Below are 21,351 nucleotides of genomic sequence, written 5' to 3'. Positions count from 1 at the left end.
CGGCCATCCGCCCCCGGACACGCGAGCGAGCAGCCGACGCGCCGACGCGCCGATGGGAAACCAGCATGCCCGCACAGGACCTCGACACCGACCTGGAACACGAACGCGCACACCTGGCCGCCTCCCGGGCCGCCCTGCGGCGGATGCGGGAGCACGCCGAGTCGCTCTTCGCGACCGGTCAGGACGTCGCCGGTGACGCGTACGCGGCCGAGACGCTCGGCCGGACCCTCTCCCGACGGGTCGCCGAACTCGCCGACGACCCGAACACCCCGCTCTTCTTCGGCCGCCTCGACTTCGCCGACGCCAACCACCACATCGGGCGGCGGCACGTCACCGACCCGACCGGCGAGCCGATGGTGCTGGACTGGCGGGCCCCGATCTCCCGCTCGTTCTACCGGGCCACCGTCCGGGACCCGCAGGGGGTACGGGTCCGGCGGCGGTTCGGCTTCGGCGCCGGCCAGCTCACCAGCTTCGAGGACGAACACCTCGACCGGGGGCAGGAGTACGGCACCGCCAGCCGGATCCTGACCGCCGAGATCGAACGCCCCCGGGTCGGGCCGATGCGGGACATCGTCGCCACCATCCAACCCGAGCAGGACGAGCTGGTCCGGGCCGACCTGGCCGACTCGATCTGCGTACAGGGTGCGCCCGGGACCGGGAAGACGGCGGTCGGGCTGCACCGGGCCGCGTACCTGCTCTACCTGCACCGGGAGCGGCTGCGCCGGTCCGGGGTACTCGTCGTCGGGCCGAACCGGGCGTTCCTGTCGTACATCTCGGCGGTACTGCCGGCGCTCGGCGAGGTCGAGGTGACCCAGGCGACCGTGGAGGACCTGCTCGGCACCCCGGTACGTGCCGTGGACCCCCCGGCGACCGCCGCGCTGAAGCACGATCCCCGGATGGCCGAGGTGCTGCGCCGGGCGCTGGCCGGGCAGGTGCGGGCACCTGAGGAGCCGATGGTGGTCTCCGACGGCTCGTACCGGTGGCGGATCACGGCGGAGGCGCTGCGCCGGGTCGTCGAGGAGGCCCGCCGGGAGGGGCTGCCGTACGCCACCGGCCGGGAACGGGTCCGCGCCCGGGTCGTCGGCCTGCTGCAACGACAGTCGGAGGCCCGCCGGGGCGACTCGCCCGGCGAGAGCTGGCTGCGCCGGATGGGCCGGTGCGGGCCGGTCACCGAGTTCCTCGACCACTGCTGGCCGGCGGTCACCCCGGACGGGCTGGTACACCGGCTGCTGGCCGACCCCGAGGCGCTGGCCGCCGCCGCCGACGGGCTGCTCACCGAGGCCGAGCAGGCCCTGCTGAGCTGGCCCAAGCCGCCCCGTACCCCGAGGGCGACGAAGTGGACCGCCGCCGACGCCGTACTCGTCGACGAGGCGGCCGGGCTGGTCGAGCGGGTGCCCAGCTTCGGGCACGTGGTGGTCGACGAGGCCCAGGACCTCTCCCCGATGCAGTGCCGGGTGATCGCCCGGCGCAGCGAGCACGGCTCGGTCACCCTCCTCGGCGACCTCGCCCAGGGCACCGCGCCGTGGGCCGCCACCGACTGGCGGGAGACGCTGCGGCACCTCGGCAAGCCGGACGCCTCGGTGGTGCCGCTGACCATGGGCTTCCGGGTGCCGGCGGCGGTGCTCGCGCTGGCCAACCGGCTGCTGCCGGCGCTGGCCGTGGAGGTACCGCCGGCGGAGTCGCTCCGCTCGGACGGCGCGCTGGAGATCCGTACCGTGCCCGACCTGGCGGCGGCGACGGTGGCCGAGGTGCGGGCGGCGCTGGCCCACGACGGTTCGATCGCGGTGATCGCCGCCGAGGCCGAGACGGACGGGCTGCGCGCGGCGCTGACCGCCGCCGGCATCCCGACCGGCACCGCCGACGAGGTCGAGACCGCCTGCCGGGTCACCGTCGTGCCGGCCACCCTGGCCAAGGGTCTGGAGTACGACCACGTGATCGTGGTCGAGCCGGCCCGGATCGTGGCGGCGGAACCGCGCGGCCTGCACCGGCTCTACGTGGTGCTGACCCGGGCGGTCTCCCGGCTCGCCGTGCTGCACAGCGAGCCGCTGCCCGCACCCCTGTGACCGGGCGACCCGTGACGTCCGAGGGCCCGGGTCCGCCTCGCGGGGGAACCGGCCGGCGGACCGGGCGGCGGTCGGCTCGTCCACGGTGTCGAGTCGTAGCTCAGCACCCAAGTGGACGATCCGGCCGGCGGGCCGGGCCAGAATGCGAAGGGAACAGAACACCAGCCACCCCGGGGGAGGACCAGTTGTCCGCGTTCCGTCCACACCAGTCCCGCCGCGACTTCCTGCGTACCGTCGCGGGCTCGGCCGTGGCCGCCACCGCGCTCGCCGCCGGCGCCTCGCCGGCGCTGGCCGCCCCGGCCGGTGCCACCCGGTCCGGTTCCGGCGGCGCGCTGCCGGACGAGGCGCTGCGCGACGCCCTGCGCGCGATCACCGACGCCGGGATGCCCGGCGTCTTCGCCGAGGTACGCGACGGGCACGCGACCTGGCGGGGCGCCAGCGGCGTCGCCGACGTGACCACCGGCCGCCCGGTGCGACCCGACTTCCAGCACCGGATCGGCAGCATCACCAAGACGTTCACCTCCACCGCGCTGCTGCAACTCGTCGGCGAACGCCGGCTCGTGCTCGACGCGCCGCTGCGCCGCTATCTGCCCCGGCTCGCCCCCGCCGGGGTGACCGTGCGGATGCTGCTCGACCAGACCAGCGGAATCAACGACTTCGACAACGTGGTCTTCGGCTCGGTGGAGAACATCGAGAAATACCAGCGGACCACCGTCCGGCCGCTGGAACTGGTCGCGATGGGGCTGGGTCAGGAGCCGACGAACGCGCCGGGCGAGCGGCACTCCTACTCCAACACCAACTACGTGCTCGCCGGACTGCTGCTGGAACGGATCACCGGGCGGCCGGCCACCGCCGAGGTCACCCGCCGCGTGCTGCGCCCGCTCGGACTGCACCGGACCTACTTCCCGGGTACGGAGCGACGGATCGACGGGCCGCACTCGGCCGGGTACGTGCCGTGGGTCGACGGGACGCTGCGGGACTTCAGCGTCTACAACATGTCCTGGGCCTGGATGGTCGGCGATATCGTCTCCACCACCGCCGACGTGAACCGGTTCTTCCGGGCCCTGCTCGGCGGCCGGCTGCTGCGTCCGGCCGAGCTGGCGCAGATGCGTCGTACGGTGCCGGCCGACCCGACCGTCCCGGACGGTGCCCAGTACGGGCTGGGCCTGCTCGGCGTGCCGCTGCCGAGCGGTCCGGTCTGGGGACACGACGGCGTCGTACTCGGCCACCAGACCATCTCGCTGCACTCTCCGGACGGCCGCCGCCAGGTCACCGTGGCGCTGAACGCCACCCACTACTGGGTACCGGGGCAGCCCGACCCGATCGGCGAGGCGCTCTGGGGCTTCCTGCTCACGGTCTTCGCCGGTACGGCGGCACCGGCGGGCGCCCGGGGTCGGTTCTCGGGGAGCCCGTGGACGGCCGGGCCGCTGACCGCCGCTCCGGGCGCCACGGTGCTGCACCGGCCGCTGCCCACCGCGCGCGTCGCCGGCTGACGGCTTTCCGCGTACCCGACCTCCGGGCCGGAGGCGCACGTCCGTGCAGCGGCGTGCGCCCCGGCCCGGTGGCGTCTCTGCCGCACCCCGCCGCTCCGCCGCCCCGCCGCCGGGCCGGTCTTGACCGCCGCGAAAAGTAGTTGGTGCGACGGTGGACTTTGTGTTGTAAACTCGTTTACGTGACTGGGAACTTTGACGACCACACCGGCGGGCCGACCGACCGCGACGAACTGCCGCCCGCCGACCCGGCCGCCGCACTCCGGCTCATCGCCGAGCAGCAGGCCGAGGCGGCCCGCAGGCTCAGCCCCAACCTGCTCTGGTACTACTGGCCCTGGGGCCTGGCCTGGCTGATCGGCTTCGGCCTGTTCTTCCTGCGCTTCGGCCCGGGCGGCCGGGTCTTCGTCGACCTGCCGAGCTGGCTGCCGCTGCTGACCCTGCTCACCCTGCTGATCGCCGCCGGGATCACCTCCGGGATCGTCGGCGGCCGGACGTACGGGCAGGTCACCGGCGACTCCAACCGGCGCGGCCTGTGGTACGGCCTGGCCTGGGGCCTCGGGTTCACCGGCGTCAGCACGGCGCTCGGCCAGGTCTCCGAGCACCTGCCCGAGGACCTCGCCGGACTGCTCTGGGCCGGCGTCACCGTCGGGCTCACCGGCGCCCTGCACATGGCCGGCGGCGCGATCTGGCTGGACCGCAACATGTTCCGGCTCGGCGTCTGGATCAGCGTCATCAACATCGCCGGGATGATCGCCGGCACCGGCTGGCACGCCCTGCTGATCTCGGTGGCCGGCGGTGGCGGGATGCTGGTGGCCGGCGTCCACTTCCTGCTCCGCGACCGCCATCGCGGCCGGAGCCTCGCCGCCGGTGCGCCGGACGGTGTGTCGGGCAGCCCGAGCGGGAGCGCCCGGAGCAGCTCGTGACCGGCCTGCCCGAACTCGACCCCGTGATCCACGCGCAGGCCCGGCTACGGGTCACCGCGACGCTGGCCACCCTGCGGGGCAACGACCGGATCACCTTTCCCCGGCTCCAGGACATCCTCCAGATGACCGCCGGCAACCTCTCGGTGCACCTGCGCAAGCTCGAGGAGGCCGGCTACGTCGAGATCGTCAAGACCCACCAGGGGCGTACCCCGACCACCCTTGTCGGACTCACCCGGCGCGGCCGGTTCGCCTTCGAGGAATACACCCTGGCGGTCCGCGCCCTGCTCGACCCGCCCCAGACCGAGGAGAAGTCATGATTCTCGCCCGTGCCGTCCAGGCCACCCGCCGGTACGGCGACGTCACCGCCCTCGACCGGGTCGACCTCGAACTCCCGGCCGGTGAACTGGTCGGCCTGCTCGGCCCGAACGGTGCCGGCAAGAGCACCCTGCTGAGCCTGCTGGTCGGACTGCGCCGAGTCAGCTCCGGCCGGGTGGAACTCTTCGGCGGCGACCCCCGCGACCCGGCCCACCGCCGGCAGATCGGGGTGACGCCGCAGGAGACCGGGCTGCCGGCCACGCTGCGGGTCGGCGAGGTCGTCGACTTCGTCTCCGCGCACTACGCCGACCCGGTCCCCCGGGCCGAACTGCTCGGCCGGTTCGGCATCGACGACCTGGTCCGGCGGCAGACCGGTGGCCTCTCCGGCGGGCAGAAGCGCCGACTGGCCGTCGCGCTCGCCTTCGTCGGGCGTCCCCGGCTGGTCTTCCTGGACGAGCCGACCACCGGGCTGGACGTGACCGCCCGCCGCGAACTCTGGGACGGCATCCGCCAGTTCCACGCCGACGGCGGCACGGTGCTGCTGAGCAGCCACTACCTGGAGGAGATCGAGGCGCTGGCACACCGGGTGGTGGTGCTCGGCCACGGCCGGGTACTCGCCGACGACAGCGTCAACGCGATCCGCGACCTGGTCGGGGTACGCCGGGTCAGCCTGGTCGCCCCGGAACTGCCGCCCCTGCCCGGGGTACGCGCCGTGGAGCGGGTCGACGGCGTCACCCACCTGCTCACCACCGACGCGGACCAACTCGTCCGGGACCTGGTGCGCAGCGGCGTCTCCTTCTCCGAACTGGAGATCCGGCCGAGCAGCCTGGAGGACGCCTTCCTGGCCATCACCGAGGCGCGGCCCGACACCCGGGCGCAGCCGATCCCGGCACAGTCCCACCCCCAGCCCGCCGACGCCTGACCGGAGGACCCGAACGTGCGACTCTCGCTCGTGCACGCCAGATACCAACTGCTGGAGACCGTCCGGATCCCGATCGCGCTGGTCGGCAGCGCCTTCTTCCCGGCCGCCTCGATGCTCTTCTTCGTCGTCCCGTTCAGCGGCGACGACCCGGTGGTCGCCACCTACGCCACCGCCTCGATGGTCACCTTCTCGGTGATGAGCACCAACATCTTCCAGTACGGCATCGGGGTGGCCGAGGACCGGGCGCAGCCCTGGGACCCGTACATGCGGACGCTGCCCACCGGCGCCGCGCCCCGGTTCGCCGGCCGGATCCTCGCCGGGCTGCTCCTGACCCTGATCTCGCTGATCCCGGTGGTGGTGATCGCCGCGGTGGCCACCGAGGCCCGGGTGACCGGCCCGGCCTTCCTGGCCGCACTCGGCACGGTCGTCGTGATCGCGGTGCCGTTCACGCTGATGGGGCTCGCGATCGGCTACGCGCTGCCGAGCAAGGCGGCGATCGTGGTCGCCCAGGTGGTCTTCTTCCCGCTGGCCTTCGGCGGCGGCCTGCTCTTCCCGCCCGGCAACTCGCCCGGTTTCATCGAGACGATCGCCCCGTACCTGCCGACCCGGGGTGCCGCCGAGCTGATGTGGACCGCCGTCGGGGACTTCCGGGCCGAGACCCTGTCGCTGCTGATGCTCGGCGTCTGGATCGTGGTCCTGGCCGCGGTCGCCGGCTGGGCGTACCGGCGGGACGAGGGGCGGCGGTTCAGCTAGCCCGCTGCCGCCCGGTCGACGGGCACCTCCCGCTTTGCTGCGGTGTCACGGTGTCACCAAGGTGACACCGTGGCACCACGCTCGAAGAGCGGCCCGGTCGGCTCTCCTGGCCGCTAGGAGGCGGGGCGCCGGGCGCGGACCGGGACGACGAGGGGGCCGTGCTCCCCCTCGATCACCCGGACCCGGGCCCGGTAGTGCGTGCCCAGCAGCTCGTCGGTGAGCACCTCCCGGGGCGGGCCGTCGGCGACCACCGCACCGGCGGCGACCAGCACCATCCGGTCGGCGTACTCGCCGGCGACCGAGAGGTCGTGCATGGTGGCCAGCACCGTCAGTCCGTGGTCGGCGCGGAGCTGGTCGACGAGTTCCAGCACCTCCTGCTGGTGGCCGATGTCCAGTGCGCTGGTCGGCTCGTCGAGCAGCAGCAGCGGGGCGCCCTGGGCCAGCGCCCGGGCCAGGAAGACCCGCTGCCGTTCACCGCCGGAGAGCGTCGCCAGCGGCCGGGCCGCGAAGCCGGTCAGGTCCAACCGGTCGAGTACGTCGTACGCGGCCGCCAGGTCGGCGGCGGACTCCCGGCCGAGCGGCGGCACGTACGGGGTGCGGCCGAGCAGCACGTAGTCGAGTACCGCCATCCCGGCCGGCACGACCGGGGACTGCGGCACCGTCGCCACCGTCCGGGCCCGGTCCCGGCGGCGCAGCCGGGCGATCGGCGTACCGAAGAGGGAGACCGACCCGGTGCTGCCCGGCAGCAGCCCGCCGACCGCGCGGAGCAGCGTCGACTTGCCGGCGCCGTTCGGTCCGATCACGGTGACCCACTCGCCGGTCCGGACCGAGAGGCTGACCCCGGTCAGGATCCGCGCCCCGCCGAGGGTGACGCCGAGGTCGGTCACCTCGACGGCGACGCCGGTCGGGGCGGTCGTCCGGGTCGGGGCGGTCATTCCGCCACCCGGCGGGTGGTGCGCAGCACGATCGCGAAGAACGGGCCGCCGAGCAGCGCGGTCACCACGCCGATCGGGATCTCGGCCGGCGCGGCGACGGTCCGCGCGGCCAGGTCGGTCAGGGTCAGGAAGGCCCCGCCGAAGAGCACCGACAGCGGCAGGATCGTCCGGTAGCTCGCCCCGGCCAGCATCCGTACGACGTGCGGGACGATGATGCCGACGAAGCCGATCAGCCCGGAGACCGACACCGCGGCGGCGGTACCCAGCGAGGCGGCGCCGACCAGCAGCAGCCGGGACCGTTGCGGATGCAGTCCGAGACTGGCCGCCTCGTCGTCGCCGAGGGCGAGTACGTCGAGTTCGCGCCGGTGCACCAGCACCACGGCGGTGGTGAACACCGCGTACGGCAACACCACGAGTACGTCGTGCCAGCCGGCGGTGGCCAGCCGGCCGAGCATCCACGAGTAGACCTCCTGGATGCTCTCGGCGTTGCGTTGCAGCAGGTAGGTCTGGCCGGCGGCGAGGAAGGCGGAGACCGCCACCCCGGCCAGGATCAGCGTGGCCGGGGAGCGGTCCCGGCCGCCGGCCGCGCCGAGCAGATAGGTGAGCAGCACCGCGCCGAGCGCGCCGACGAACGCGGCCAGCGGCACGGTGACCGGCAGCCCGACCGTGACGTCGGCGCCGGTGACCCCGCGTACCACGATCACGGCGGTCACCGCGAGTCCCGCTCCGGCGGCGACGCCGAGCAGGTGCGGGTCGGCCAGCGGGTTGCGGAAGACGCCCTGGTAGCAGCCGCCGGCCAGGGCCAGCATCCCGCCGACGAGCAGGCCGAGCACCACCCGGGGCAGCCGCAGCTCGGTGACGATGGCGATCTCGCGCTCGTTGAGTCCGCTGTGCAGGTGCACCCCGGGTACCAGATTGAGCAGCTCGATCGCGACGCTGCCCGGTGGCAGGCTGACCGGCCCGAACGCGATGCCGGCCAGCGCGGCGACCAGGACAGCCGCGAAGCCGGCGGCCAGCCACCGGCGGCGCAACCCGGCCGGCCGGGTCGGGGCGCCGGCTCTGCTCAAGCGGGTACCTTGGCGACCGCGTCCACGATCGTCCGGAGCAGCTCGACCACCCGGGGACCCCACCGGGACGCGATGTCGTCGTCGAGCCCGACGATCTGGTTGTTCTTCACCGCGGTCATCCCGGACCAGCCCTTGCGGGCCGAGACCGTCTGCGCGGACTGCTGGCAGCACTTCGTGTCGGCCAGGAAGACCAGGTCCGGGTCGGCCTTGATGATCGCCTCCTCGGCGAGCTGCGGATAGCCGCCCTTGGAGCCGTCGGCGTCGGCCGGGTCGGCGATGTTCTCCAGCCCGACCATCCCGAAGAGCGAACCGACGAAGGTCTTGCTGGTCAGCGAGTAGTACTCCGGACCGAGTTCGTAGAAGTAGCTGAGCTTCGCCGGCCGCTGCGGCAGCTCCGCGACCAGCTTGCCGATGTCGCCCTTCATCCGGCCGACCAGGTCGGCCGCCTCGGTCGGGTGCCCGGTGAGGGCGCCGAGGTCGGTGATCTGCCGGTACGTGTCGTCCAGCGTCTTCGCCGCCGGGGCGAGATAGTGCGGGATCTTCAACTGGGTGAGCTGGTCCACGATCTTGTTCAGGTCGTTGGTGAGTACCACCAGGTCGGGGTTCTTCGCCGCGATCGCCTCGGCGTTCGGGGTGAAGGCCGACAACTCGGTCTTCGGCGCCTCGGCCGGATAGTTCGAGTTGTCGTCGACGGCGGTGACCTGGCCGCCCGCGCCGATCGCGAAGAGCATCTCGGTGGCGGTCGGCCCGAGTACGACGATCTTCTCGGGGCGCTCGTCGAGGGTGAGCGTGCCGACGGTGACCGGATAGCTGCCACCGCTGGCGCTCGGCGCCGCCTCCTGGCCGGGGTCGTCGGCGGCGCAGCCGGTCAGCGCCAGCGCCGCGCCGGCCAGCAACGCGGCCAGCAGTCGGGGCGTACGTCGGGTCATCGGTCCTCCTGTCGGGGTGAGGTCTGGTGCTCCGCCGACAGGTGCCTGTGCCCCGCCCACGGGGCGCCCTTCCTCGAAGGCGCTTTCCGCGACCGCGCCGCAGGCGACCTGGCTCATCCTCCGCACGCCCGGGTTCGGGGCCGCCGCCAGGGGCGGGCAGCGGTGCGGAAGGCATCACAGTTGCGGGACAGCGCCGGTTTCACACCGGCTTCGCTGCGGGGTGGTCGGGGCAACGGTAGCGCATCCGCTGAGTGACCCGGCAGCGGCATAGCGCCATCCGCAGACCGTTCCCGCTGATCAGGATTGGTCCGGCGGCAGCGGAGGAGGTGTCCCGGCCGCCCGCCCGGCCGGGCACTACCGACTGCCGCTCTGCGACTGCCGACTCAGCCGCCGGTGGTGATCTGGCCGGTCGACGGGTCGAACGGGAACGAGACGTGTTGGTGGATCATCTGCCACCGGCCGTCGACCTTCCGGAACACCCGGGTCCCGCGTGACCAGGTCTCGACCGGCTCGCTACCCGGCTCCTGGACGCGCATCCGGTTGAGCCCCCAGGTGACCGCGATGTCGTCCCGGACCACGACCTCCAGGTCCGGGACGTCCCACCGGAAGTCGCCCTCGGCCAGTTCGAAGCCCTGCCGGCAGACCTCCCGGACCGCGTCCGCGCCCCGGTGCACCAACGGGGCCGCGTGCTCGTACGAGACCACGTCGGGGGCGATCTTCGTCATCACCGCATCGAGATCCTTCGCGGCGGAGTCCCGGAACCACTCCGCGAACTCCCGGCGGATCTCCTGCTCGGCACCGGTCTGCGTCACGACGTCCTCCCGGTGGACACGTCGACGAGGTGCGCGTCGAGCTTGTCGAAGCAGCCCCGCCAGCCCTCGGCGTTGCCGTCACGTACGGCGACGGACTCGAAGCCGGTCTGCTCGAAGGTCATTTCGGTCTTGCCGTCGTGGTCGGCGAGGAGCACGGTCACCACCGTCTCCGCCCCGGTGTTGCCGGCATCGTCCGACTGGATCAGCGTGAAGACCAGCCGCTCGGGCGGTACGACCTCGCGGAACTCGCCGTACTCCCGGTGGGTGGCGCCCTCGGGGGAGCGGAACTCGACCTGCCACCGTCCGCCGGGCCGCGCGTCCAGTTCACACCGGGTCACCTGGAAACCCGGCGGGGCGAACCAGGTGCCGACCTCCTCGGGCCGGGTCCAGGTGCGGAACACGAGGTCCCGGGGCGCGTCGAAGACCCGGACGATCGGAATGCGGGGTGTCTCTGCTGCCATCACGGTTTCCTGCTCTCTTCCCGGTTGTCGGGCTCTCGCCCGCCGTCGGTCTCTGGTCTGTCGTCAGGTGCTGGTCTGTCGTCAGGTGCTTGCCTGTCGGCGGGTTCGCCCTGGAGTTGGGCGAGCCGCTCGTCGAGTTGGTCGAACCGGTGCTGCCAGAGCCGCCGGTACGCGCCGAGCCAGGCGTCGATGTCGGCCAGCGGTTCGGCTCGGATCCGGCTGGGCCGGCGCTGCGCGTCCCGGGCCCGGGTGACCAGGCCGGCGGCCTCCAAGACCGCGACGTGCTTGGAGACGGCCCGGGGCGTCATCGCGAACGGTTCGGCGAGTTCGGTGACCGAGGCGTCGCCGTGCAGCAGCCGGTCCAGGATCGCCCGTCGGGTCGGGTCGGCGAGCGCCGCGAAGGCCACGGTGAGGGTGTCGCGTGCCATTCGGTACCTCCTAGTTCCGGAACTAATTGGTACCGTACGACTCGACCGGGGGTCGAAGCAAGCGGTACGTTTCCGTCGGGTGGGGCTCGTAGAATCCGCCGGATGGCCCTCCCCACCGACCAGCACACCGACGAGACCGAGCAACGGACCGGCGACGCCCTCGACGTGCTGCGCCGGGTCTTCGGCTACGACAGCTTCCGTGGCGAGCAGCGCGAGATCATCGACCAGGTCGTGCGCGGCGGCGACGCGCTGGTGCTGATGCCGACCGGCGGCGGCAAGTCGCTCTGCTACCAGATCCCCGCGCTCGTCCGGGACGGGGTCGGAGTGGTGATCTCGCCGCTCATCGCGCTGATGCAGGACCAGGTCGACGCGCTGACCACCCTCGGGGTACGCGCCGGCTTCCTCAACTCCACCCAGGATTTCGAGACCCGGCGGCTGGTCGAGGCGGCCTTCCTGGCGGGCGAGGTCGACCTGCTCTACCTCGCCCCCGAGGCGCTCCGCTCCGAACACGTGCTCCGGCTGCTCGACCGAGGCAACATCGCGCTCTTCGCGATCGACGAGGCGCACTGCGTCGCCCAGTGGGGCCACGACTTCCGCCCCGACTACCTGGCCCTGTCGATGCTGCACGAGCGGTGGCCGGCGGTGCCCAGGATCGCGCTGACCGCCACCGCCACCCCGGACACCCACGCCGAGATCGCGGCCCGGCTCAACCTCAAGGACGCCCGGCACTTCGTCGCCAGCTTCGACCGGCCGAACATCCAGTATCGGATCGTGCCGAAGCGGGAGCCGAAGAAGCAGCTCCTCGACCTGCTCCGCACCGAGCATCCCGGCGACGCCGGCATCGTCTACTGCCTCTCCCGGGCCTCGGTGGAGAAGACCGCCGAGTTCCTGGTCCAGAACGGCATCCCGGCACTGCCGTACCACGCCGGGCTCGACGCGCCGACCCGGGCCGCCAACCAGCAGCGGTTCCTCCGCGAGGACGGGCTGGTGATGGTCGCGACGATCGCCTTCGGGATGGGGATCGACAAGCCGGACGTACGCTTCGTCGCCCATCTGGACCTGCCGAAATCGATCGAGGGCTACTACCAGGAGACCGGTCGGGCCGGCCGGGACGGGCTCCCCTCGACCGCCTGGCTGGCGTACGGGCTCCAGGACGTGGTGCAGCAGCGCAAGCTGATCGAGGGTTCCGACGGCGACCTGGCCCGGCGCCGGGTGCTCGGCACACACCTCGACGCGATGCTGGCGCTCTGCGAGACGGTCGAGTGCCGGCGGATCCGACTCCTCGAATACTTCGGTCAGCAGAGCGGGCCGTGCGGCAACTGCGACACCTGCCTGTCCCCGCCCGAGTCCTGGGACGGCACCGTCGCGGCGCAGAAACTCCTCTCCACCGTGCTGCGGCTGCACCGCGAGCGCGACCAGCGGTTCGGCGCCGGCCAGTCCATCGACATCCTGCTCGGCCGGCAGACCGAGAAGGTCATCCAGCACCGGCACGACACGCTCAGCGTCTTCGGCATCGGCACCGAGCTGACCGAGTCCGAGTGGCGCGGGGTGGTCCGGCAACTCCTCGCCCAGGGACTGCTGGCGGTCGAGGGCGACTACGGCACGCTGGTGCTCACCGAGAGCAGCGGGGACGTCCTCGGCAAGCGGCGCGAGGTGCGGATGCGCCGGGAGGCACCCCGGGCCGCGTCGAGCGGCCGGGCCGGGAAGCCCCGGGCCGCCGGTGCCGCCGCCGTCGCGCTGCCGCCGACCGCCGAGCCGGTCTTCGAACGGCTCCGGGCCTGGCGGGCGGCGACCGCCAAGGAGCAGGGCGTACCGGCGTACGTCATCTTCCACGACGCGACCCTGCGGCAGATCGCGGCCGAGCCGCCGACGACCCTGGCCGAGCTGGCCCGGGTCAACGGTGTCGGGGAGAACAAGCTCGCGAAGTACGGGCAGCAGATCCTGGACACCCTCGCGGAGTGAGCCGCGCCCCGAGCCCGCCCACCGAGCGGGCCCGGGGTCGCACCGCTAGGAGCTGGTGACGGTCACGTTGTCGACCGCCGCCTCGACCAGGCTGGCCCCGGAGGCGTCGGCGGCCTGCACCAGCAGCCGCACCGACTGCCCGGCGTACGCCGACAGGTTGGCGGTGGCCGTGGTCCAGCTGCCGTTGCGGTTGCTGGCCGCGCCGGCCTGGTTGAGCAGTTGGGTCGTCCCACCACTGTGCACCACGCTGACCCGCAGGTAGTCCGCGGTCGAGGCGTTCGACCCGTGCGCGAGATACCAGGCCAGGGAGAGCGTCAACGTGCCGCTCGCGGGCAGGGTGATCGCCGGTGACTGGGCGCTGGTCACGCCGCCGTCCACGTCGTGGTCACCGGCCGCCGCACCGGCGAGCCGGCCGGTGACCAGGTCGTTGCTGCCGGCGTACGGGGCGAGCTGCTTGGCGCCGCTGGAGCTGGTCGCCTGGGCGGTACCCCGTTCCCACGCCCCCGAGGTGGCGGTGTCGGTACCGGCCGGGTTGACGGTCCAGCCGGTCGCGGTCTCGAAGGTGTCCGACCAGACGGTGGTGCCGCCACCGCCGCTGCCGCAGTACGTCGCCTGGAGCCCGACCACCCGGTACGGGCAGTCGGCGTACTCGCTGAGGATCAGCACCGCCTCCCGGTTGCGGGAGGTCTGCGCGGGGATCACCTCGTCCGGCGGGTAGAAGCCGCCGCCGCCGGCCGAGCCCGGGTACATCTCGAAGGTGTACGCGAAGATGTTGTGGGTGGCCCACATCCAGTCCAGGCTGTCCCCGTCGGTGATGTAGAGGTCGCTGGACTGTTCCGGGGTGTAGCCGTTGGTGGCGGCCATCTGCTGGCCGAGGGTGCGGAAGGTCCGCTCCTGGTCGGCGTTGAGCCCCGGCCCGGTGTTCGCGGTGGTGTAGCCGTACGGCCAGAGCACCAGCTGCGAGTACGTGTGGAAGTCGATGTTGACCTTGATCTGCTGGGTACCGCCGACGACCCGGCTGTTGACGAAGTCGCGCAGTCGGGCGGTTTCCGGGGCGGAGAACGCCGACGGGCCCCGGTAGGTCTCCGAGGAGGTCGAGCCGGAGGAGCCGCCGCAGCAGCCCCAGTTGTAGCCCCAGTTGCGGTTCAGGTCGGTGCCGACGTTGGACGAGCCGCTGTTCGGCTGCCGGTTCTTCCGCCAGGACCGGTAGGAGCCGGTGGCGATGTCGTACTCGCTGCCGTCCGGGTTGACCGTCGGGACGATCCAGATCTCCCGGGTGTTGACGATGTTGGTGATCCGGGAGTCGGAGCCGTAGTTGTCGGTGAAGAGGTTCAGCAGATAGATCGCCATCTCGACGGTCAGGTGCTCGCGGGCGTGCTGCTGCGAGTTGAAGAGGATCTCCGGCTCGTTCTCGTCGGTGCCGACGTTGTCGGAGATCTTGATGACCGGCAGGTCGCGTCCCTCGTAGGAGGTGCCCATGCTTAACCGGCGGGCGATGCTCGGATGGTCGGCGACGACCTGGTTGAGCACCGCGTTCAGTTCGGCGTAGTTGTGGTACGCCGAGTCGGCCGGCGGGAAGTCGAGCACCCCGACGTCGCCGTCGTGCTGGTGCTGGCCCCGGTCCGGCGGTGCCGGTACGGCCGCCACCTCGAAGCCGAGCGCGGTGATCGCCTTCACCTCGGCCGGGGTGGCGGTGACGTAGAGCGCGCCGTGTTCGGCGTAGTCGATGCTGGTACCGGTGGCGGCCACGGCGTTGCGGTCGGCCAGGGTGCGCGGCCCGGTCACCCGGTATTCGGCGCTGGTGGCGGGTTCGGTGCCGGCCCGGTCCGGTTGGGCGCTGGCGGTGCCGGCCGCCGGACCGATCCCGGCCACGACGAGTCCGAGCACGACCGTGCCGGCGAGCGTGCCGGCCCGGGTCCGGTGCCGGATCGACGGCCCGGAGATCCAGGTGCGGAAGGGCATGTAAACCTCCTGGGGGTAGGGAGGACTCCGCTGGGTAGTGCACACTGCACCATCCGTACCATGGTCATATCAATATGGATCACTTGACGTCCAATGCCAGTTGCACCCTTCTCCCGGCAAAGATTTTCTTGGCTCGGACATCTGGCGAAAGTTCCTGCCAAGCGGAATAGTGGCGACAGGACCCCGACCTTCGTCCCCGCGGAGCATCGATGGCCAGTTCCCCGCACCACCCGATCAGCCGACGCACCTTCACCCTCGCCGGCCTCTCCGGCCTGGCCCTGCTCGGCACCGGCGTGCCGGCCCGGGCCGGCTCGGCGCCCGGTCGCCCCCGCCCGGTGCCGCACGACGAGCAGATCACCTGGCAGGACTTCTCCAGCTACTCCGACTGGCGGCGCGGCACCCACCAGGGCACCGTCGCCGTCCCCGGCTCGCGGGCCGGGATCACGATCCTGCGCCCGGCCGGCACCACCGAGTACGCCGACCCACACACCGGCACCACCCGCACCTGGTCGTACGCCACCTGGACCTCGCCGGTCACCCCGGTCGGCTTCGACGCCAGCGAACTGGTCGCCTCGTGGAACGCCGACACCCCGGCCGGCACCTGGATCCAGATCGAACTCCAGGGCACCTACAACACCGGCGCGCTGACCCCGTGGTACGTCATGGGCCGGTGGGCCGCCGGCGACCAGGACATCCGGCGTACCTCGGTGAACCGGCAGGGCGACCCGTACTCGACGATCTGGACCGACACCTTCTCGATCGACGACGTGGCGAACGGCGTGCTGCTGCGGGCCTACCAACTGCGGCTGACCCTCTACCGCGCCCCGGAGAGCCGCCGCTCACCCCGGGTCTGGCTGCTCGGCGCGATGAGTTCGCTGGTGCCGGACCGGTTCACCGTGCCGGCCAGCACCGGCCGGATCGCCTGGGGCCGGGAGCTGCCGGTGCCCCGCTACTCGCAGAACATCCACGCCGGGCACTACCCGGAATACGACGGCGGCGGCCAGGCGTGGTGCTCGCCGACCTCCACCACGATGGTGCTGGAGTACTGGGGCAAGAGACCCTCCGCCGAGGAGACCGCCTGGGTCGACCCCGCCTACCCCGACCCGTCGGTCAACCACGCCGCCCGGATGACCTACGACTACACCTACTCCGGCTGCGGCAACTGGCCGTTCAACACCGCGTACGCCGCCTCGTACGGGCTGGACGCCAAGGTGACCCGGCTGCACTCGCTGGACGAGGTGGAGCACTTCATCGCCGCCGGGATCCCGGTGGTCACCAGCCAGTCCTTCCTGGCCGAGGAGCTGGAGGGGGCCAACTACGGCACCTCGGGACACCTCTTCGTGGTGGTCGGCTTCACCGCCGACGGCGACGTGGTGGTCAACGATCCGGCGTCGTCCAGCAACGACGTGGTGCGCAACGTCTACCGGCGGGACCAGTTCGAGCAGATCTGGCTGCGGACCAAGCGGATCAACGCCAGTGGCGGGGTCTCCGGCGGGTCCGGCGGGATCGCGTACCTGATGAAGCCGTGCGGGAAGCCCTGGCCGAAGCTGGCCGGCTCGACCAACTGGTAGCCGCGCCGACACCAGCCCACCTGGGGAGGATCATCGACCCCGTACCCGGCCAACGACGTCCGGGTGCGGGGTCGGTGCCGCAGCGGGCCCGGCTACGACCTGTCGGTCGGCTTCTCCGCGTCGGTCGGCTTCTTCGCGCCGGTCGGCCGGTCCTCGCCGGCCAGCGCGGCGCGCAGCCGCTCCTTCTCGGCCCGGCGCTTCTCCGCCGCCCCGGCCAACTGCTGGGCCATCTCGTCCCGCCAGCCGCGGAGCAGAAAGAACGCCAGCGCGGCGGAGAACGCCACCGCCAGCATCAGCTTGAGGAAGAGATTCATCTCGACCGGCCAGAGCGCCAGGGCGACCGCCAGGAACAGCCCGATCCGACCCAGCGTGTACTTCACGGCGGGACTCATCCGCGCATCTCCGATCAGCTCGTCCGGCCGGCGAGCCAGCGGACGCCGACAAACCACACCAACGCGTACGCCATGGCGAAAACCGCCGCCGCCAGCCCACCCGAGACCAGCGGCGGGGCCGAGGCGGCCAGCCCGGCGGCGAGCAGTCCGACGGCGATCCCGACGGCCGCGGCCACCAGCGCCGCCGCGACCCGGGCCGGGCCGAACCGCCAGGCCCGGAACTCCTCGACGAAGATCCATGCCGGCAGCACCACCGCGAGCCACCCGCTCGCCCGGCCGAACTCGCCCAGCCCGACCAGCGAGGCGCCGAGGTCGATGACGAGCAGCGCCACCAGCCCGACGACCACCCCGACCAGGGCGACGCCGAGCAGGTCGGCCAGGACCACGATCCGCCCCTGGTCGTCCCGCCGGGGAAAGGGCGCCCGCTCGCTCCGCTCGGTCATGCCGCCTCTCCGCTGCGCTCCACGCCGGCCGGCGTCGACGCCGGTCCGCGCCCGCTCCGCCCGCTCATGACCTTTCGAGGGTACGTGAGCGGGCGCCGAACCACCCCTGCCGGTCCGGGCCGTGCGGCACGGCGATCCGGGAGTACCCGACCAGCGGTCCCCGGCTATCCGGCCCGGAGCGCCTCGGTCGGCGACATCCGGGCGGCCCGGGCCGCCGGGTAGAGCCCGGCGAGGGCGCCGGCCAGCAGGCTGCCGACCAGCCCTCCGGCGAGCGCGTCGACCGGTACCACCACCGCCCAGTCCCGGGCGGCGGCGTAGCCGATCGTGATCCCCGCCCCGATCACGGCGCCGACCGCACCACCGGAGACGGAGAGCAGGACCGACTCGGTCAGGAACTGCCGGCGTACGTGTGCCCGGGTCGCGCCCAGCGCCCGGCGCAACCCGATCTCGCCCCGCCGTTCCAGTACCCCGATCACCATCACGTTGGCGATCCCGACGCAGCCGACCAGCAGCGCCACCGCGCCGAGTCCCAGGAACAGCCCGGTGTACGCCGCCTCGGCCGCCGCCCGGGCCACCAGGGCGTCCGAGGGCCGGCTCACCTCGACCTCGCTCGGGTTGGCCGGGTTCGCCACCATCGGCAACCGGTCCCGGACCCGGGTCACGGCCTCCTCGGCGGAGCGCTGGTAGATCCTGGTCGGCAGCCCGTCGAAGCCGAGCCGCTGCACCGCCACCGGTACCCCGACCAGCACCGCCGAGTCGACGGCCGGGTCGAGGACCGCCGGCCCGAGTACCCCGACCACGGTGAACCACTGACCGGCGAGGAAGAGCTGCGGGCTGCCGCGTACCTCGGTGACGCCCAGCCGGCGCGCGGCGGCCGAGCCGAGCACCGCCGCCGGATAGCGCTCGGTGGCGGGGTTGAGCCAGCTTCCGGAGACCACCGGCACCCCCAGGGTCGCCGGCAGGCCGAGGCTGGCCGCGAGGATCGAGATTCCGCCGCTGTTGCCGGCCGGCATCCGGTCGTGCCGGTAGACGCCGCCGTCGACCCGGCCGACGTGCGCGGTGGCCCGGACCCCGGGCAGCCGGGCGATCATGGCCGGCGCCTCGGCCGGCAGCTTCGCCTCCTCGCCGGTGAGCGACTTGCCGGGCTGCACGGTGAGCAGGTCGGTGCCGAGCGCGTCGATCTGGGCCAGCAGCCCGGCCTGGCTGGACGCGGAGATCCCGAGCACGGCGACGACACAGGCGATCCCGATCGCGATGCCGAGGCCGGAGAGCGCCGCCCGGGCCGGCCGGCCCCGGATGCCGAGCAGGCCGAGCGGCAGCACGTCGGCCGCCCGCAGCCGGGACCGGGGCAGCCGGGCCGGAGACGCCGGGCCGGTCATCCGGCCACCGCCGCCGGCTCGACCCGGCGCGGTGGCGCCGGCTCGTCGGCCACGATCCGACCGTCCCGCAGGCGGATCCGGCGGGGCAGCACGGCCGCGAGCGCGGTGTCGTGGGTGACCACCACGACGGTGGTGCCGTCGTCGTTCAGCTCGCGCAGCAGCTCCAGCACGGCGGCGCCGGAGCGCGAGTCGAGGTTTCCGGTCGGCTCGTCGGCGAGTACCACGGCCGGCTCGCCGACGACCGCGCGGGCGATCGCCACCCGCTGGCACTCGCCGCCGGAGAGCTGACCGGGCCGGTGCCGCAGCCGGTGCGCCAACCCGACCCGGTGCAGTGCGGCCACCGCCCGCTCCCGGCGCCGCGCCGCCGGCAGGCCGGTGTAGAGCAGACCGGTGGCGACGTTGTCGACGGCCGAGAGGGTCGGGGTCAGGAAGAACTGCTGGAAGACGAAACCGATCCGGTACGCCCGCAGCGCCGCCAGCTCCGCGTCCCGCATCCGGCCGGTGTCCCGACCGTCGACGTGCACGCTGCCGTCGCTGGGCCGGTCCAGGGTGCCCATCAACTGGAGCAGTGTCGTCTTGCCCGAGCCGGACGGGCCGACCACGGCCAGCAGTTCACCCCGGTCGATTCGCAGGTCGACGTCGCGCAGCACCGGCAGGTCGCCGTACCGCCGGGAGACGGCGCGCAGTTCGAGTACGGGTCCGTTCACAGCGTCGGCACCTCCACCTGAGCGCCCTCGGCGATGCCCGCCCCGGAGACCTCGACCCGGCCGGAGGTGAACATCCCGGTCCGCACCGGTACGTTCCGCCGGCCGCCCTCCGGGTCGACCACGACCACCGCGTACGCCCCGTCGGGGCCGACCGTCAGCGCCTCCACCGGCACGCTGAGCACGCCCCGCCGGGTCTCGGCCGGGAAGGTGACCGTGACCGTCCCCTCGGCGACCCCGCCGAGCCGGCTCTCCGGGCCGCTGATCCGCACCTCGACCGGCACCGTCTGCGGGCAGGAGTTGCCCTGGCAACCGGTCGGCTGCCCACCGGCCTGTGCCGCCGTACCGCCGGGCTGGCCCTGGCTGGACGGGGCCTGCACGATACTGCCCAGCGTCGCCACCGTGCCGTCGACGGTACGGCCGGTCGGCAGTTGCACCCGGACCGCCTGACCGACCCGGACCAGCGCCCGGTACGACAGCCGCAGGTCGAGTTGGACACTGTGCCCGGTGCCGGTACCGGCCAGCACCGGGGTGCCCGGCTGGATCCGCTGGCCGATCAGCGGCTGTACGGCACCGACCCGGACCGCGCCGGGTGCCACCAGTACGTCGCCCGGGGCCACCCGGCCGGTCTCGTCCACGCCCAGGTCGCGCTGCCAGCGCCGGACCGCCCGGGCGGTCGTCCCGGTGTAGGAGTTGTCGACGGTCAGCCCGGCCGGCTCGGCGTGCCCGAGTTCGACGAGGTTCCGCTCCAGTTGCCGTACGTCGGCACCGCTGTCGCCCGGGGCGAGCGGACGGTAGAGCGGCAGCGCGCCGTAGAGCAGCGGGATCGGGCGCAGGTCGACGCCGAGGATCCGCTCCCCCCGCTCGACCACGTCGCCGGGCCGGGGCACCCAGGTCACCGTTCCGGCCGCCTGCCCGACGAGCTGGTACGCCCCGGCGAAGCCGAGCCGGCCGGTCGCCTGCACCGAGGAGACCAGGTCGGAGCGGGTCACCGGCCGGGTCGGCAGGGTCGCCGCGACCGGGCGGGATTCGGCGGGCCGGCGGTCGACGTAGCGGTGCACGGCCAGCCCAGCGGCGACCAGCACCAGCAGACCGGCGACGGCGGCCAGCCGGCGCGGCCAGCGCCGCCCGGGAGCCGGTGCACCGGGTGGCCCGGCCACGGACCGGTCCGGAACGGCCGGTGCGGGCGCGGTCACTTCGTCCGCCCGGTGGCCTTCGGTCCGGGCGGCAACCCGTCGACCAGGTCGGCGTACTTGGCCGGCAGGTGTTCCCGGCACGCCTGCGCGGCCGGCCGCCAGTTCGGGGCGGAGAGCACTTCGCCGTCCACCCGGAGGCCGCCCTCGGCCGGCGGGTCGGGCATCTCGACACCCCGCTCCCGCATGCACCGGGCGAACGCGAGCACCTGCTCGGCCAGCTCGTCCCTGGTCGGTGCGCCGGCCGCCACCGCCGCCGCGTCCAGCGCCACCCGGCACTCGGCGCGGTCCGCCTCGTACCGAGGGTCGCCGCGCAGCTCCGGCTCCGCGAAGCCGGGAAAGCCGCGTTCGTCGAAGACCGGATCGGGTACGTCGTAGCCGCGCTCGCGCATGCAGGAGCTGAAGTGCAGCGCGGCGGTGCGCAGTTCGCCGGCCGGGTCGGCTCCGCCGGACGCCGCCAAGGTACCCGTACCGGCGTCCGGGTCGGTGCCGTCGTCGCCGCCGCAGCCGGCCAGCGCCAGCCCGATCAGCAGGGTGAGCGCGGCGACCGGTACGCCGCCGATTCTGGTCCGCATCCGCTGGTTCCTCCCGTTCGAGATTCGCCGGACCAGCATCGGGAGCGGGGTGTGCACAGAGGATGCGGAAAA

Annotated in this window: 21 protein-coding genes; 8 read left to right on the top strand and 13 right to left on the bottom strand. The window is 73.2% G+C overall.

What is annotated here, in order from left to right; all coding sequences use genetic code 11:
• Positions 1-65: 65 nt before the first annotated feature.
• From C6361_RS18800 to C6361_RS18775, 6 genes are all read left to right on the top strand, one after another.
• Entirely contained in the window at positions 66-2,063 is a 1,998-nt protein-coding gene (locus C6361_RS18800; protein WP_107268515.1) for an AAA family ATPase, read from the top strand.
• 185 nt (positions 2,064-2,248) lie between these two features.
• Positions 2,249-3,556 carry a serine hydrolase gene (locus C6361_RS18795; protein ID WP_159079381.1) on the top strand — a complete coding sequence of 436 codons (1,308 nt, stop codon included), beginning with the start codon at positions 2,249-2,251 and terminating at the stop codon, positions 3,554-3,556.
• 179 nt (positions 3,557-3,735) lie between these two features.
• Entirely contained in the window at positions 3,736-4,476 is a 741-nt protein-coding gene (locus C6361_RS18790) for a transporter (RefSeq protein ID WP_199853019.1), read from the top strand.
• Positions 4,473-4,793, top strand: a complete 321-nt coding sequence (locus tag C6361_RS18785) for a transcriptional regulator (protein ID WP_107262115.1) — start codon at positions 4,473-4,475, stop codon at positions 4,791-4,793. Before C6361_RS18790 ends, C6361_RS18785 begins: the two co-directional genes overlap by 4 nt.
• Entirely contained in the window at positions 4,790-5,713 is a 924-nt protein-coding gene (locus C6361_RS39020) for an ABC transporter ATP-binding protein (RefSeq protein WP_107268513.1), read from the top strand. Before C6361_RS18785 ends, C6361_RS39020 begins: the two co-directional genes overlap by 4 nt.
• A gap of 15 nt (positions 5,714-5,728) precedes the next feature.
• On the top strand, positions 5,729-6,466 hold the full coding sequence (locus tag C6361_RS18775) for an ABC transporter permease (protein WP_107268512.1): 738 nt from the start codon (positions 5,729-5,731) through the stop codon (positions 6,464-6,466).
• 113 nt (positions 6,467-6,579) lie between these two features.
• Here the strand turns inward: C6361_RS18775 and C6361_RS18770 are convergent, their stop codons facing one another.
• From C6361_RS18770 to C6361_RS18745, 6 genes are all read right to left on the bottom strand, one after another.
• Complete coding sequence (locus tag C6361_RS18770) at positions 6,580-7,401, bottom strand: ABC transporter ATP-binding protein (RefSeq protein WP_107268511.1); 822 nt, start codon at positions 7,399-7,401, stop codon at positions 6,580-6,582.
• Complete coding sequence (locus tag C6361_RS18765) at positions 7,398-8,468, bottom strand: iron ABC transporter permease (RefSeq protein WP_107262107.1); 1,071 nt, start codon at positions 8,466-8,468, stop codon at positions 7,398-7,400. Before C6361_RS18765 ends, C6361_RS18770 begins: the two co-directional genes overlap by 4 nt.
• Entirely contained in the window at positions 8,465-9,397 is a 933-nt protein-coding gene (locus tag C6361_RS18760; RefSeq protein WP_107268510.1) for an ABC transporter substrate-binding protein, read from the bottom strand. Before C6361_RS18760 ends, C6361_RS18765 begins: the two co-directional genes overlap by 4 nt.
• A gap of 383 nt (positions 9,398-9,780) precedes the next feature.
• Positions 9,781-10,209: a nuclear transport factor 2 family protein gene (locus tag C6361_RS18755; protein WP_107268509.1), complete on the bottom strand. Its 429-nt coding sequence runs from the start codon at positions 10,207-10,209 to the stop codon at positions 9,781-9,783.
• Positions 10,206-10,670, bottom strand: coding sequence for an SRPBCC domain-containing protein (locus C6361_RS18750; RefSeq protein ID WP_107262101.1), 465 nt, complete (start codon positions 10,668-10,670; stop codon positions 10,206-10,208). Before C6361_RS18750 ends, C6361_RS18755 begins: the two co-directional genes overlap by 4 nt.
• Entirely contained in the window at positions 10,670-11,098 is a 429-nt protein-coding gene (locus C6361_RS18745; protein WP_107268508.1) for a helix-turn-helix transcriptional regulator, read from the bottom strand. The genes C6361_RS18750 and C6361_RS18745 overlap by 1 nt, the downstream gene beginning before the upstream one ends.
• 102 nt (positions 11,099-11,200) lie before the next feature.
• Between C6361_RS18745 and recQ the strand changes: the two genes are divergently transcribed.
• Positions 11,201-13,060: a DNA helicase RecQ gene (gene recQ, locus C6361_RS18740; RefSeq protein ID WP_107268507.1), complete on the top strand. Its 1,860-nt coding sequence runs from the start codon at positions 11,201-11,203 to the stop codon at positions 13,058-13,060.
• Positions 13,061-13,105: 45 nt separating this feature from the next.
• On the opposite strand, the gene C6361_RS18735 is transcribed toward recQ, so the two are convergent.
• On the bottom strand, positions 13,106-15,022 hold the full coding sequence (locus tag C6361_RS18735; protein ID WP_107268506.1) for a M14 family zinc carboxypeptidase: 1,917 nt from the start codon (positions 15,020-15,022) through the stop codon (positions 13,106-13,108).
• Positions 15,023-15,231: 209 nt separating this feature from the next.
• On the opposite strand from C6361_RS18735, the gene C6361_RS18730 reads away from it, so the two are divergent.
• Positions 15,232-16,593, top strand: coding sequence for a C39 family peptidase (locus tag C6361_RS18730; RefSeq protein WP_107262094.1), 1,362 nt, complete (start codon positions 15,232-15,234; stop codon positions 16,591-16,593).
• Positions 16,594-16,685: 92 nt separating this feature from the next.
• Here the strand turns inward: C6361_RS18730 and C6361_RS18725 are convergent, their stop codons facing one another.
• The 6 genes from C6361_RS18725 to C6361_RS37065 form a co-directional block, all read right to left on the bottom strand.
• The gene (locus C6361_RS18725) at positions 16,686-16,985 is read right to left on the bottom strand and encodes a DUF4229 domain-containing protein (protein ID WP_107262092.1); all 300 of its coding nucleotides are present in this window, start codon (positions 16,983-16,985) and stop codon (positions 16,686-16,688) included.
• Positions 16,986-16,999: 14 nt separating this feature from the next.
• The gene (locus C6361_RS18720) at positions 17,000-17,428 is read right to left on the bottom strand and encodes a hypothetical protein (protein WP_107262090.1); all 429 of its coding nucleotides are present in this window, start codon (positions 17,426-17,428) and stop codon (positions 17,000-17,002) included.
• A 164-nt stretch (positions 17,429-17,592) separates the two neighbouring features.
• Positions 17,593-18,807 carry an ABC transporter permease gene (locus C6361_RS18715; RefSeq protein WP_107268505.1) on the bottom strand — a complete coding sequence of 405 codons (1,215 nt, stop codon included), beginning with the start codon at positions 18,805-18,807 and terminating at the stop codon, positions 17,593-17,595.
• A complete protein-coding gene (locus C6361_RS18710; protein WP_107268504.1) occupies positions 18,804-19,514 on the bottom strand; it encodes an ABC transporter ATP-binding protein in 711 nt (236 codons plus the stop codon). The genes C6361_RS18715 and C6361_RS18710 overlap by 4 nt, the downstream gene beginning before the upstream one ends.
• Positions 19,511-20,671: an efflux RND transporter periplasmic adaptor subunit gene (locus tag C6361_RS37070; protein WP_159079380.1), complete on the bottom strand. Its 1,161-nt coding sequence runs from the start codon at positions 20,669-20,671 to the stop codon at positions 19,511-19,513. Before C6361_RS37070 ends, C6361_RS18710 begins: the two co-directional genes overlap by 4 nt.
• A 32-nt stretch (positions 20,672-20,703) precedes the next feature.
• Positions 20,704-21,279 carry a hypothetical protein gene (locus C6361_RS37065; RefSeq protein WP_159079379.1) on the bottom strand — a complete coding sequence of 192 codons (576 nt, stop codon included), beginning with the start codon at positions 21,277-21,279 and terminating at the stop codon, positions 20,704-20,706.
• Positions 21,280-21,351: the final 72 nt, after the last annotated feature.

Origin of the sequence: Plantactinospora sp. BC1 (assembly GCF_003030345.1) — a bacterium.
In the GTDB taxonomy this organism is placed as follows: domain Bacteria; phylum Actinomycetota; class Actinomycetes; order Mycobacteriales; family Micromonosporaceae; genus Plantactinospora.
This window is presented reverse-complemented; position numbering and strand designations above follow the sequence as displayed.